Genomic DNA, 13088 nt, shown 5'->3' with positions numbered 1-13088 from the left:
GTGGTGCTTGCTGTGGTGCAGTTCGTTGATCTGGCCGGAAATGTGGGGCTCCAGCGCGCCATAGTCGTAATCGAGTTCTGGCAGCGTGTATTCAGCCACTGTGCTGTCCTTTCTGTTGTTACCGCTGCCACGCTAGAACCTCAACGGGCATTGAGGTCAAGGGTCATCTACGTCACCATCGGTGCATGGCCAAATACGACGTCAATCCGGTGGCGCTGAAGTGGGCCGCGGAGTTGATCGACAAACGGCAGTACGTGCTGGACAGCGATTGGGGTGATGTGCAGCCACACGCGGATGCGCAGAACGACTACCTGGACAAGCACTCCTGGGACGACTACGCACGCTGGCACCTCGGCCTGACCGAGGGCGCCACCGAGGAGACCAAGGCCCGATATGCGTTCGTGTACGGCGACTTTCGGCGTGTGCACCGTAGCGGGTTGATCGCCTGCGTGTACCGGGCGGCGGAATGGCGGCACAAGAAGGTGGAACTGGCGGCACACGACCTGCTGCAGCGGCTCGACAAGACCGCAGGCATCAGCTGAGCAGCAGCGTAGCGACGTCGCCGGCGCGTTCCTCGGTGAGGTAATGCTGTCCATCGGGGATGATCTGCACCTCGACATCGGTCCAACCGAAGTCGGAGCGCAGTTCGGCAGCGGTGTCGGGTAGCGCGGGACCGAAGACATGCTCGCCGCCGATCAGAGTCAGCGGAACGTCGATGCGCTCGCGTCTGTTCTGGTTCGATGAGATATTCTCGGGCACAGCGCGATAGGTCTCGAAAGCGGCTTTGAGGTGCGGGAGATCGCCGTAGGCTGCGACGTAGTGCCGCAGGTCGGTGTCGGAGATGACGTCGTCCCCACGGGTGCCGATATCGAAGAAGTAGCGGAAATACGTTTCCTGGCGGTCGATCACCAGCGTCTCGGCCAGGCCGGGGACCATGTGGAACTCACCGTGCCAGAGCGCGACCTCGAGTTGCGGGTCGGCGAAGCGAGTCGTGCCGGGGATCAGCGTCTCCATGACTGTGGCGTCGGTTGTGTCGTCCGGGAACCGGCGGGCATACGCATAGGCCACCCAACCGCCGATATCGTGGCCGACGATGCGGGCCGGGCCCACATCCAGTCGTCGGGCCAGGTTGCGGACATCCTCGGCGAGTTGGTCTGCCGCATAGCCATTTTCGGGCGCATCAGACAAGCCTGCCCCGCGCAGGTCGACGGCCACCACGGTATGGCTTATCGCCAATTGCGGCATCACCGTGCGCCATTCGTACCAGTCCTGTGGGAACCCGTGCAGCAAGATCATCGCGGGTCCGGTGCCGCCGCGCATGCAATGCATTTTCAAGCCGTCGACATCGACGTTGCTCGATGCGAACCCATCGACCTGCGCGGCGGCATTCTCCAGGATCGTGATTCGGTCGGTCATATCTGTACAGACCTGCGAGCAGAGAGGAATTCATCGCGAGCGATGAGTCCGTCGAGCGGGAGTGGTCTACCTGGGGAACATCGCAGTCGAGGCAGGAAATGAACCGGTCGCGGCGACCGAGCCTATAGCGTTGAGCGGAAGTGTCCGTTCGAATTCGTGGAGGCGGGTAGACGTGCTCGGTGCTCGACCTGGCGATGGCTGGCGGGCATTCAAGGGTGCGGTGAACCGCGCGACCGAAAGCCGCACCGTCGAGGGGATCGCTCGTATCGGGTATCCGGTGAGTGGTGTGCTGCACCTGTTGATCGCCTACATCATCGCGCGTATCGCATTCGGCTTCCGGGGCGAGGCCGATCAGACGGGCGCCTTGGCGGTCCTCGCCGGGCAGCGCGGCGGGTCGATGTCGTTGTGGGTGGTGGCATTCGGTCTGTTCGCGCTGTCGATGTGGCGGCTGGCCGAGGTGGTCCTCGGTCTGCATCCCGGTGAGAGCGCCCACGCCGACAAGCGCGACACGCCGCTGGTGAACCGGTTGAAGGCGCTCGGGCTGGCCGTCGTATACCTCGCCCTGGCGTTTGCGGCGGTGCAGTTCGCGCTGGGCGTGGGCCGGCAGGGCACGGAGCGGGCGGCGGGGCTCAGTGCCCGGCTGATGCAGACCGGTGGCGGCAAAGCTGTGCTGGTCGCCGTCGGGGTGGCGGTCGCGGCGTTCGGCGGCTATTTCATCTACAAGGGTGCCTCGCGCAAGTTCCTGGGTGACCTCACGGTGCCGGGTGGACAGGTGATGACCGCGCTCGGGCTTGTCGGTCATGTCGCGGAGGGCATCGTATTGTTCGCGGCCGGCATCTCGGTGATCGCGGCGTCGTTCCTGCAGGATCCGGCGCGCGCGACGGGACTGGATGCCGCGGTGCGGGCATTGGGGGAGACCGAATATGGCCAGGCGTCGTTGCTGGCCTCGGCGGTGGGTTTTGCGGCATACGGCTTGTACAGCATTGCGTTGACCAGGTATTCGCGTATGTGAGCGCAACGGTTGTGGAGCGGGCTGAGCGTGACCATAATCGCGGCCATGACCCCCGCTGAGCCGTTCCAGACCGATTCCACGCCCGCGCTGTCCGGCATCGCGCCGCAGCTTGAGGAGCTCGCCGCCCGCCTCGGCGTCAAGTCGGTGCTGGTGATGCGTTCCGAACCGGATTCCATGGTGGTTGCCGCGACCGCCGGCGAGGCGACCAAGCACTACACCGTGGGCGCGGCCGGCAAGAAGGCCGGCGAGGATGCCAACCGGATCCCGCTGTACTGCGAACGGGTCGTCGATACCGATGAGGCGCTCTACGTTCAGGATTCGCGCTTGGACGACACGTTCTCCGGCAACGAGGACGAGACCGAGTTCGGCCTGCACAACTACCTCGGTGTGGCAGTGCATGACGCCGACGGTCGGGTGGTCGGGACGGTCTGTGTGCTCGACGATTCGGCGCGTGAGTACACCGCCGAGGAGACGGCCGAGTTGGAGCGGGTGCGTGCCGAGGTGGAGAAGGTGGTCGCCACCGACAAGGACGCGCTGGGATAGCTCGTCGCCGCCGCCCTTGTGGATGAATCGGTGATTGTGCACAACTAGCGGTTTCTGCCGTCTGCCGGTGCTGTCATGTCCGGGGACGGCGGGACGGTAGGGCCATGGAAACGTGGACACGCGCCGAGATCGGGGCACGCGGCGAGCAGGTGGCCGTCGAGCACCTCGAATCGCTCGGCATGAAGGTGCTGGAACGCAATTGGCGGTGCCGTTACGGCGAGTTGGACGTCATCGCTTTGGACCCGGTGACGAACACCGTGGTCTTCGTCGAGGTGAAGGCGCGCACGTCTGATCAGTTCGGTGGCGTCGCCTACGCCGTGACTCCGGACAAGGTGCGGCGGTTGCGCCGGCTGGTGGGGTTGTGGTTGGCCGCGCACCCAGGGCGGCGCGCAGGGGTGCGCCTCGATGTGATCGGGGTGCGGTTCGGGCTTACCCGGGAGCCGCAGCTGCGCCACGTGCAGGCGGTCGGCTGATGGCGCTCGGGCGGGCGTTCGCGGTGGCGATCCGCGGGTTGGACGGGATCACGGTGGAGATCGAGGCCGATATCACCAGTGGACTGCCCGGAGTGCACCTGGTCGGGCTGCCGGACACTGCGCTACAGGAGGCGCGCAATCGTGTGCGGGCGGCGATCACCAACTGTGACAACAGTTGGCCCGAATCCCGGCTGACGTTGGCGCTGTCACCGGCGACGCTGCCCAAGGGTGGGTCGTTGTATGACTTGGCGCTGGCCTCGGCGGTGCTGTCGGCGCATCTGAAGAAGCAGTGGCCGCGGTTGGAGACGACGGTGCTGCTCGGTGAGTTGGCGCTCGATGGCCGGGTGCGGCCGGTCAACGGGGTGCTGCCTGCGGTGCTGGCCGCCAAGCGGGATGGCTGGCCGACCGTGGTGGTGCCGTTGGCGAATCTGGCCGAGGCCAGTCTGGTCGACGGTATCGAGGTCTGGGGTGTGCAGACCCTGCGGCAAATGCAGTCCTGGTTCGAGGAGAAGGGGCGGTTGACGGCACGGATCGAGGATGTCGATGCCGGTGCGTTGCCGCAGAGTTTGGATCTCGCCGATCTGATCGGGCAGACCGAGGCGCGGATGGCGGTGGAGATCGCCGCGGCGGGGGCGCATCATCTATTGTTCACCGGGCCGCCCGGGATCGGGAAAACCATGTTGGCGCAACGGTTGCCGGGGCTGCTGCCGGTGCTGACCGAGGACGAGTCGATCGAGGTCACCGCGATCCATTCGATCGCCGGCACGCTGGCGCCGGACACTCCGCTGATCACCCGAGCGCCGTTCATCGCGCCGCACCACTCCTCGACGGTGGCCGCGATGGTGGGCGGTGGGACCGGGATCGCCCGCCCCGGAGCGGTCAGCCGGGCTCATCGCGGTGTGCTGTTCCTCGACGAGTGCGCCGAAATCGGGACGCAGGTGCTGGAGGCCTTGCGAACCCCGTTGGAAGACGGTGAGATCCGGCTCGCCCGCCGCGACGGTGTGGCCCGGTACCCGGCACGCTTTCAGTTGGTGATGGCCGCCAATCCGTGCCCGTGCGCGCCGACGAATCCGGCGGACTGCCTGTGCAATCCGAACGCCAAGCGGCGGTACCTGGGCAAGTTGTCGGGACCGTTGATGGACCGGGTCGATCTGAAGGTGGAGATGCACCCGATCCGGTCCGGTGCCTTCACCCACGAGGCGGGTGAACCGACCGCCGCGGTCCGTGCACGGGTGGCAGCGGCCAGGGCGGCGGCCACCGAACGGTGGCAACGACTCGGTGTGCGGACCAACGCCGAGGTGCCGGGTCCGGCGCTGCGCAATACCTTCCGCCCGAGCAAGGCCAGCATGACCCTGCTGCGTTCGGCGGTCGACAAGGGGCAACTCAATCTCCGCGGAGCGGACCGCACCTTGCGGATCGCGTGGTCGATCGCCGACCTGGCCGGTGTGACCTCGCCGACGCCGGACCATGTCGCCACGGCGCTGAGCTTCCGCCAGGGCGGTGTCCGATGATCGACGAGGAGCGCAGGGCGTGGGCCTACCTGTCGCGAGTGGCTGAGCCGCCGTGCCCGGAACTCGCCGCCGTCGTCACGCAGCACGGACCGGTCGAGGCGGCGGCCATGATCTGCGCCGGCCGGGAACACGGCACCCTCACCGGGAAAGTCTCGGCGCGCCGGGAGATCGACCGTGCAGCAGAGGATCTGGAGATCCTCGACCGCCGCGGTGGCCGACTGATCACCGCCGGAGATCCCGAATGGCCGCACCTGGCCTTCGGTGTGTTCGGATCGGCGAACGTGGCGAAACGGGGCACACTGCCCATGGTGCTGTGGGCGGTGGGCCCGGCGCTGCTCGACGAGGTGGCGTCGCGGTCGGCGTCCATTGTGGGCACTCGTGCCTGCACCGCTTACGGCGAGTACGTCGCGGCGGATCTGGCGGCCGGCCTGGCCGAACGGGATGCCGCGGTGATCTCCGGCGGCGCCTACGGTATCGACGGCGCAGCGCACCGGGCCACCCTCGGCGTGGACGGTATCACCGCCGCGGTGCTGGCCTCCGGTATCGACGTGTTGTATCCCGCGGGGCATTCCTCGCTGCTGCACCGGATCTCCACCAGCGGGCTGTTGGTCAGCGAGTATCCGCCGGGGGAGCGCCCGACCCGGTACCGGTTCCTGACCCGCAACCGGTTGGTCGCCGCACTGGGCCGCGCGACGGTCGTGGTGGAGGCGGGTCTGCGCAGTGGTGCGGCCAACACCGCGTCCTGGGCCACCGTGATGGGGCGCCCGGTGTGCGCGGTGCCCGGGCCGATCACCTCGGCGGCCTCGGCCGGCTGCCACGTGCTGCTGAAACGCCGGGACAACCACCTGGTCAGCCGCGCCGAGGAGATCATCGAGATCGTCGGCAGGATAGGCGAACTCGCTGACGAACCGGAGCATCCGCGGACACCGCTCGACGACCTTTCCGCGGAGGAGAGCCTGGTGTACGAGGCGCTGCCCGCGCGTGGTCTGCGCAGTGTGGAACAGATCGCGGTCGATGCCGGGATCCCGGCCGAGCAGGTCTTCGGTCCGCTGGCCCTGCTGGAGATCGGCGGGCATGTCGAGCGCCGCGACGGACGGTGGCGGATCGTGCGGACCTGAACGGACGGCATGCGCTCGGACTGCAGCCCGGCGTGCGGCACACCAGTATTGAGTCCGCATACACGTGATCAGGAAGGCTCGAAAAGTGGTGGATGCCGACAAATTCCATCTGGGTTGGTTCGCGAACTTCTGTATCGACGCATGGAACGACCCGTGGGGTTCCACCGGAGGGAAGGACTGGTCGGGCGACTTCTACATGGAGTTGGCGCAGCATCTGGAGCGGGCGAGATTCGACTATCTGCTGCTCGAAGACAAGCTCATGGTCTCTGACGCCTACGGTGGCACCTATGAGCGTGAACTCAAGCACGCCTTGCACTCGCCCAAACATGATCCGGCACCGCTGATTCCGCTGCTCGGCCACGTGACCGACCGGCTGGGGCTGGTTGTCACTCTGTCCTCGACGTTCTATCCGCCGTACCTGCTGGCCAGGCTGTGCAGCACGTTGGACCACCTCACCGGCGGACGGCTCGGCTGGAATATGGTCACCTCGGCCGAGGATCGCTCGGCGCAGAACTTCGGTCTCGACCAGCTGCCGCGGCATGACGAGCGGTATGCCCGCGCCCACGAGTACGTCGACCTGGTCCGGCAGCTGTGGGACTCGTGGGACCCCGACGCGGTGATCAAGGACCGTGACAGCGGTACCTACGCCGATCACACGAAGGTGCGGACCATCAACTTCGAGGGTGAGTACTACCGCAGCCGCGGGCCGCTCAACACAGTTCCCGCCCCGCAAGGACATCCGGTGCTGGCGCAGGCCGGCGGTTCGCCGCAGGGCAAGGACTTCGCGGCGCGATACGCCGACACGGTGGTGGGAACAGCCGCCGATGCGGCGTCGATGATCGCCTACCGCGACGACATCCGTAAGCGCGCCGTCGATTACGGACGCAACCCGGACGATATCAAGGTGTTGTTCCTGATCACCCCGCACGTGGCCGATACCGACGTCGAGGCGCAGGCCAAGCTGGAACGAATTGTGCAGAGTGACTTCTACATCGAGAAGACCCTGGCGCACCTCGCGGCGATCGTCGAGATCGATTTCACCAAGTTCGATTTCGACAAACCCCTGCCCGACGACCTCTCGACCAACGGCGAGCGGGGAACCTTGGAGGCCTTCCTGCAGCGCGGCAGCGGCAAGACGCTGCGGCAGTTGACCACGGCCTACCTGTCCCAGGAGGATGCGCTGGTCGGGACGCCGGCGACGGTGGCCGATCGGCTGGAGGCGTTGATGGCCGAGGTGGGCGGTGACGGATTCCTGATCACCGCCCCCGGGATGCGGCTGACCCGAAAGTATGTGATCGAGATCGTGGATGGTCTGGTCCCCGAACTGCAGCGCCGCGGGCTCACCCGCACCGAGTACGAGCACCGGCTGTTCAAGGACAACCTGCGAGCGTTCTGAAAATCGAAGAGCGGTTCCTGTGCGCACCGGGCGGTAACGCCGGTCACGGAGCCGAGGCCGCGGTAGCGGACCGTGGGCGCAGCGAGGCTCGTACAGTGGTCACGAGATCAGCTAAAGATATTGCGAGGTAACACGATGGGTCGACCAATTCACACATTCGAGGTGATCAGCAAGGAACAGCTGGCACCGCACATGATCCGACTGGTTCTCGGCGGTGTCGGGTTCGACACCTTCACACCCGGTGCGTACACCGACTCCTACGTCAAGATCGTGATCGTCGACGCCGATGTCGACATCGTCGCGCTGCCGCACCCGCTCACCCTGGACAGCTTCGACGAGCTGCCCCCGAACAAGCGGCCCACCGTGCGCACCTACACCGTGCGCAGCATCGACGACGCCAAGCGGCAGATCGCGATCGACTTCGTCGTGCACGGTGATCACGGCGTGGCCGGGCCGTGGGCGGCTGCCGCCGAACCCGGGCAACCCGTGTACCTGATGGGTCCCGGCGGCGCATACGCCCCCGATCCCGCTGCGGACTGGCATCTACTGGCCGGTGACGAGTCGGGGCTGCCTGCCATCAGCGCCGCGCTGGAAGCCTTGCCGCCCAACGCAATCGGCAAGGCCTTCATCGAGGTGGCCGGACCCGACGACGAAGTGACGCTCACGTCGCCCGAAGGTGTCGAGGTGCACTGGATCCACCGCGGCGGCCGCGCCGACCTGGTCGCCGACAGCAATGCCGGGGATCACGCGCCGATCGTCGCCGCGGTCAAGGGAGCCCAGTGGCTGCCCGGGCAGGTCCAGGTGTTCGTGCATGGCGAAGCCCAGGCCGTCATGCACAACCTGCGTCCCTACCTGCGCAAAGAGCGCGGCGTGGACGCCAAGTGGGCGTCGATCTCCGGGTACTGGCGACGCGGCCGCACCGAGGAGACCTTCCGGGAATGGAAGTCGGAACTGGCCAAGGCCGAGGCGGGCCAGCCAGACTGACCCCATGGCATACGGCGACTACCAACTGGAGATCTACCTACAGGGACTCGCGGGGGTGGTGCCGTCGTTGCCGATGGCCTTCTCCGAACTCGAGGAGCGCGCACAGTCCGCAATGTCACCTTCGGTGTGGTCCTACGTGGCGGGCGGGGCCGGCGATGAACGCACCCAGCGCGTCAATGTCAGCGTCTTCGAACACTGGGGCCTGATCCCACGGATGGGTGTGGGGGCCACCGAGCGTGACCTCCAGGTCGAACTGTTCGGCCTGACGTTGCCCTCACCGGTGTTCATGGCGCCGATCGGTGTCACCGGTATCTGCAGTCAGGACGGCCACGGCGACCTTGCGGCCGCCCGCGCGGCCGCCAGGACCGGAGTGCCGATGACGGTGTCGACCCTGACCGCCGACCCATTGGAGGATGTCGCCGCCGAATTCGGCGACACCCCCGGCTTCTTCCAGCTCTACACACCCAAGGACCGCGAGTTGGCGGCCAGCCTGATCGCCCGCGCCGAGAAGGCCGGGTACAAGGCGATCATCGTCACCTTGGACACCTGGGTTCCGGGGTGGCGACCGCGTGATCTGAGCACGTCGAACTTTCCGCAACTGCGCGGCAAGTGCCTGTCCAACTACACCAGCGACCCGGTGTTCCGCGCGAGCTTGGCGCAGTCTCCTGAGGAGAACCCGCAGGCCGCGATCCTGAAGTGGGTGAGCACCTTCGGACAGCCGGTGACCTGGGAGGACCTGGCGTGGCTGCGGTCGCAGACCGAGCTGCCGCTGCTGGTGAAGGGCATTCAGCATCCCGACGATGTGCGACGTTCGCGCGATGTGGGCGTCGACGGCATCTACTGCTCCAACCACGGCGGGCGGCAGGCCAACGGCGGGCTGCCCGCCCTGGACTGCCTGCCCGAGGTGGTCGCCGCGGCCGACGGGCTGCCAGTGCTGTTCGACTCGGGTGTCCGCAGCGGCGCCGACATCGTGAAGGCACTGGCGCTGGGTGCCTCCGCGGTGGGTGTCGGCCGGCCCTACGTCTACGGTCTTGCCCTCGGTGGCACCGATGGGGTGGTGCACGTGCTGCGGTCACTGCTGGCCGAGGCCGACCTGATCATGGCGATCGACGGCTACCCGAGCCTGGCCGATCTCACCCCGGACACACTGCGGCGCGTCAGCTAGACAGCCCGGCGGCATCTGCGACGGTAGGGGAGTGCAAGCCCTTCTCGAGGAGTTCGACGAATACCTTGCGCTGCAGCGTGGCCGCTCGGCGCACACCCGACGCGCCTACCTCGGCGATCTGCGTGCGCTGTTCGAGTTCACCGGTGGCGGGCTGGACTCGCTGACCTTGCCGAGATTGCGGTCCTGGCTGGCCGCGCAATCCGGCGCCGGAGCCGCCCGCAGTACGCTGGCGCGACGGACCTCGGCGGTCAAGACCTTCACCGCGTGGGCGCTGCACCGCGGACTGCTCGCCACCGATCCGGCCGTGCGCCTGCAGACCCCGAAATCGCACCGGGTGTTGCCGTCGGTGCTGCGGGCCGATCAGGCGCTCGATGCCATGGATGCGCTGGATTCCGGTGCGCAACAAGGTGATCCGATGGCACTGCGGGACCGCGCGATCGTCGAGCTGCTGTACGCGACCGGTATCCGTGTCAGCGAGCTGTGTGGGCTGGACATCGACGATGTCGACATGGCACGCCGCGTGCTGCGGGTGCTGGGCAAGGGCAACAAGCAGCGCACCGTGCCGTTCGGCGAACCGGCCGAGCAGGCGCTGCAGGCGTGGCTGTCCGCGGGGCGGCCGGCCGTGGTCGGTCCGGGGTCGGGACCCGCGCTGCTGCTGGGCGCCCGCGGCGGCCGCCTGGATCAGCGGCAGGCCCGCACCGTGGTGCATCAGACGATGGCCGCGGTGGAGGGCGCACCCGATATCGGCCCGCACGGCCTGCGGCACAGCGCGGCCACCCATCTGCTCGAGGGCGGCGCCGATCTGCGGGTAGTCCAGGAACTGCTGGGCCACTCGACGCTGGCGACCACTCAGCTCTACACACATGTCAGCGTGGCCCGGCTGCGCGCCGTGCACGATCAGGCCCATCCCCGGGCTTGACCTGTGATTTCGGCGCGGAAACGTACGGTCACCGTACGGAAGCGCGCCGAAATCACGAAGGGGACAGCGGCTTGAGCACGATCGGAGTCGAGGCCAGCAGGCCCAGCGGGTCGACATAGTCGGCCCGCGCCGCCGGGCCCCACATGGCGCCCCAGTGCAGGCACGCGGCCACCGGGCAGCCGGCATGCCCGGGCTGCAACACCCCCAGGGCTGTCCCGGCCGTCACCCGCTGCCCGGCCCGCACCGTCGCGCGCACCGGTTCATAAGTGGTGCGCAGTCCGCCGGGGTGCTGCACCGATACCAGCGGCCGGCCGGCGAGTTCGCCGGCGAACACCACCACACCGTGGGCTGCTGCGTAAACCGGCTGACCCGGCGCTCCGGCCAGATCCACCCCTCGATGCCCGGACTGCCAGTTCGGTCGCGGTGCATCGAAGACCCGGGTCACCGCCGGATCGGGTGCCAGCGGCCACCGCAGCCGCCCGGGATCGGCCCCGACCGGGCCCGCGACGAGCAGCGCCAACACCACCGACACCACGACGAACCGCATCCACCCAGTTCAGCGGGCCGATGTCGACACTTCAACCCCGCGCCGGCCGGGCTGTGGACAAACCGGCGACTGTGCACAACTCGGGTGGTAAAAGCACAGGTTCCAACGGTGTAAACTTTCCCCCGCAGCTCACATCCGTGGGCTGACTTCGCGCGTCTGCACCGCGACCTCGTTACACAGGGTCGCACCAGCATGCCGGGCGGTCCCGACCGGGAGACCGGACGGGTCCGGCAGCAGCAGTCGCCAGGGCCGGGCATCAACCGATGTCGGGCATCAACCGAACACCAGTGAGGCATAACCATGGCCGTCGTGACCATGAAGCAGCTGCTCGACAGCGGCACCCATTTCGGGCATCAGACCCGTCGTTGGAACCCCAAGATGAAGCGGTTCATCTTCACCGACCGCAACGGCATCTACATCATCGATCTGCAGCAGACGCTGACCTACATCGACAAGGCCTACGAGTTCGTGAAGGAGACCGTCGCGCACGGCGGTTCCATCATGTTCGTCGGTACCAAAAAGCAGGCTCAGGAGTCCATCGCCGACGAGGCGACCCGGGTCGGCATGCCGTTCGTGAACCAGCGCTGGCTGGGTGGCATGCTCACCAACTTCTCCACTGTGCACAAGCGTCTGCAGCGCCTCAAGGAGCTCGAGGCCATGGAGCAGACCGGTGGCTTCGAGGGGCGCACCAAGAAGGAAATCCTCATGCTCACGCGTGAGAAGAACAAGCTGGAGCGCAGCCTCGGCGGTATCCGGGACATGCAGAAGGTGCCCTCGGCCATCTGGGTCGTCGACACCAACAAGGAGCACCTCGCCGTTGCCGAGGCGCGCAAGCTGAACATCCCGGTCCTCGCGATCCTGGACACCAACTGCGATCCCGACCTGGTCGATTACCCGATCCCGGGTAACGACGACGCGATCCGTTCGGCCGCGCTGCTGACCAAGGTGATCGCCTCCGCGGTTGCCGAGGGTCTGCAGGCCCGCTCCGGTGCCGGCAAGACCGAGGCGGCCGGCCAGGATGGGGTGGCTGCCGAGCCGCTGGCCGAGTGGGAGCAGGAACTGCTGGCGGGTGCCACCACCGGCACCGCCGACGGCGCTGCGACCACCGAGACCACCACCGACGCTTCCTAAATCTTCCAGGAGAAAGCTTTATGGCTAACTACACCGCTGCCGACGTCAAGCGCCTGCGGGAGCTGACCGGCGCCGGAATGATGGACTGCAAGAACGCGCTGGCCGAATCGGACGGCGATTTCGACAAGGCCGTCGAGCTGCTGCGCATCAAGGGCGCCAAGGACGTCGGCAAGCGCGCCGAGCGCGCTACCGCCGAGGGCCTGGTGGCCGCCAAGGACGGCGTGCTCATCGAGCTCAACTCGGAGACCGACTTCGTTGCCAAGAACGCGGAGTTCCAGGCGCTGGCCGACGCGATCGTGGCCGCTGCTCTGGAGGCCAAGGCCGGCGACGTCGAGGCGCTCAATGCCGCCAAGCTGGGTGACTCGACCGTCGAGCAGGCCGTTGCCGACCTGTCGGCCAAGATCGGCGAGAAGCTCGTGCTGCGTCGCGCCACCTACTTCGACGGTCAGGTCTCGGCCTACCTGCACAAGCGCGCCGCGGATCTGCCCCCGGCCGTGGGTGTGTTGGTCGAGTTCACCGGTGATGACAAGAGTGCGGCGCACTCCGTGGCGCTGCAGATCGCCGCGCTGAAGGCCAAGTACCTCACCCGTGAGGACGTGCCGGAGGACATCGTCGCCAACGAGCGTCGGATCGCCGAGGAGACCGCCAAGGCCGAGGGCAAGCCCGAGCAGGCGCTGCCCAAGATCGTGGAGGGTCGCGTGACCGGCTTCTACAAGGATGTCGTGCTGCTGGATCAGCCGTCGGTGTCCGACAACAAGAAGACGGTCAAGGCGCTGCTCGACGAGGCAGGCGTGACCGTGACCCGGTTCGTCCGCTTCGAGGTCGGCCAGGCCTAGGCACAGACCGTCAGAAAACCCCGCGCCACCTCGGTGG

14 protein-coding genes and 1 pseudogene are annotated in these 13088 nt (G+C 67.2%); 12 read left to right on the top strand and 3 right to left on the bottom strand.

Going from position 1 to position 13088, the window contains the following annotated elements; all coding sequences use genetic code 11:
• Positions 1-99: pseudogene (locus ACLBYA_RS31160) on the bottom strand (superoxide dismutase); the annotation flags it as partial.
• 86 nt (positions 100-185) lie between these two features.
• On the opposite strand from ACLBYA_RS31160, the gene ACLBYA_RS31155 reads away from it, so the two are divergent.
• Positions 186-542 carry a hypothetical protein gene (locus ACLBYA_RS31155; protein WP_447713342.1) on the top strand — a complete coding sequence of 119 codons (357 nt, stop codon included), beginning with the start codon at positions 186-188 and terminating at the stop codon, positions 540-542.
• Here ACLBYA_RS31155 and ACLBYA_RS31150 read toward each other — a convergent pair.
• Positions 535-1416 (bottom strand): alpha/beta fold hydrolase, encoded by an 882-nt coding sequence (locus ACLBYA_RS31150; RefSeq protein ID WP_447713341.1) that lies wholly within the window; start codon positions 1414-1416, stop codon positions 535-537. The genes ACLBYA_RS31155 and ACLBYA_RS31150 overlap by 8 nt on opposite strands.
• A gap of 220 nt (positions 1417-1636) precedes the next feature.
• Here ACLBYA_RS31150 and ACLBYA_RS31145 point away from each other — a divergent pair, with 220 nt between their 5' ends.
• From ACLBYA_RS31145 to ACLBYA_RS31105, 9 genes are all read left to right on the top strand, one after another.
• Positions 1637-2428, top strand: a complete 792-nt coding sequence (locus ACLBYA_RS31145; protein ID WP_447713340.1) for a DUF1206 domain-containing protein — start codon at positions 1637-1639, stop codon at positions 2426-2428.
• Positions 2429-2473: 45 nt separating this feature from the next.
• A complete protein-coding gene (locus ACLBYA_RS31140) occupies positions 2474-2971 on the top strand; it encodes a GAF domain-containing protein (protein WP_447713339.1) in 498 nt (165 codons plus the stop codon).
• 104 nt (positions 2972-3075) lie between these two features.
• Entirely contained in the window at positions 3076-3444 is a 369-nt protein-coding gene (locus tag ACLBYA_RS31135; protein WP_447713338.1) for a YraN family protein, read from the top strand.
• A complete protein-coding gene (locus ACLBYA_RS31130; RefSeq protein WP_447713337.1) occupies positions 3444-4955 on the top strand; it encodes a YifB family Mg chelatase-like AAA ATPase in 1512 nt (503 codons plus the stop codon). Before ACLBYA_RS31135 ends, ACLBYA_RS31130 begins: the two co-directional genes overlap by 1 nt.
• The gene (gene dprA / locus ACLBYA_RS31125; protein WP_447713336.1) at positions 4952-6073 is read left to right on the top strand and encodes a DNA-processing protein DprA; all 1122 of its coding nucleotides are present in this window, start codon (positions 4952-4954) and stop codon (positions 6071-6073) included. Before ACLBYA_RS31130 ends, dprA begins: the two co-directional genes overlap by 4 nt.
• Before the next feature lie 88 nt (positions 6074-6161).
• On the top strand, positions 6162-7469 hold the full coding sequence (locus ACLBYA_RS31120) for an NtaA/DmoA family FMN-dependent monooxygenase (RefSeq protein ID WP_447713344.1): 1308 nt from the start codon (positions 6162-6164) through the stop codon (positions 7467-7469).
• Positions 7470-7604: 135 nt separating this feature from the next.
• Positions 7605-8453, top strand: coding sequence for a siderophore-interacting protein (locus ACLBYA_RS31115; protein ID WP_447713335.1), 849 nt, complete (start codon positions 7605-7607; stop codon positions 8451-8453).
• A gap of 4 nt (positions 8454-8457) precedes the next feature.
• Positions 8458-9618 (top strand): lactate 2-monooxygenase, encoded by a 1161-nt coding sequence (locus tag ACLBYA_RS31110; protein WP_447713334.1) that lies wholly within the window; start codon positions 8458-8460, stop codon positions 9616-9618.
• A gap of 31 nt (positions 9619-9649) precedes the next feature.
• Entirely contained in the window at positions 9650-10537 is an 888-nt protein-coding gene (locus ACLBYA_RS31105) for a tyrosine recombinase XerC (RefSeq protein WP_447713333.1), read from the top strand.
• 52 nt (positions 10538-10589) lie between these two features.
• On the opposite strand, the gene ACLBYA_RS31100 is transcribed toward ACLBYA_RS31105, so the two are convergent.
• A complete protein-coding gene (locus ACLBYA_RS31100; protein ID WP_447713332.1) occupies positions 10590-11084 on the bottom strand; it encodes a M23 family metallopeptidase in 495 nt (164 codons plus the stop codon).
• A 300-nt stretch (positions 11085-11384) separates the two neighbouring features.
• Here ACLBYA_RS31100 and rpsB point away from each other — a divergent pair, with 300 nt between their 5' ends.
• Positions 11385-12215: a 30S ribosomal protein S2 gene (gene rpsB, locus ACLBYA_RS31095; RefSeq protein ID WP_447713331.1), complete on the top strand. Its 831-nt coding sequence runs from the start codon at positions 11385-11387 to the stop codon at positions 12213-12215.
• 20 nt (positions 12216-12235) lie between these two features.
• Positions 12236-13051 (top strand): translation elongation factor Ts, encoded by an 816-nt coding sequence (tsf, locus tag ACLBYA_RS31090; protein ID WP_447713330.1) that lies wholly within the window; start codon positions 12236-12238, stop codon positions 13049-13051.
• Positions 13052-13088: the final 37 nt, after the last annotated feature.

This window comes from Mycobacterium sp. C31M (genome assembly GCF_053345865.1).
This window is presented reverse-complemented; position numbering and strand designations above follow the sequence as displayed.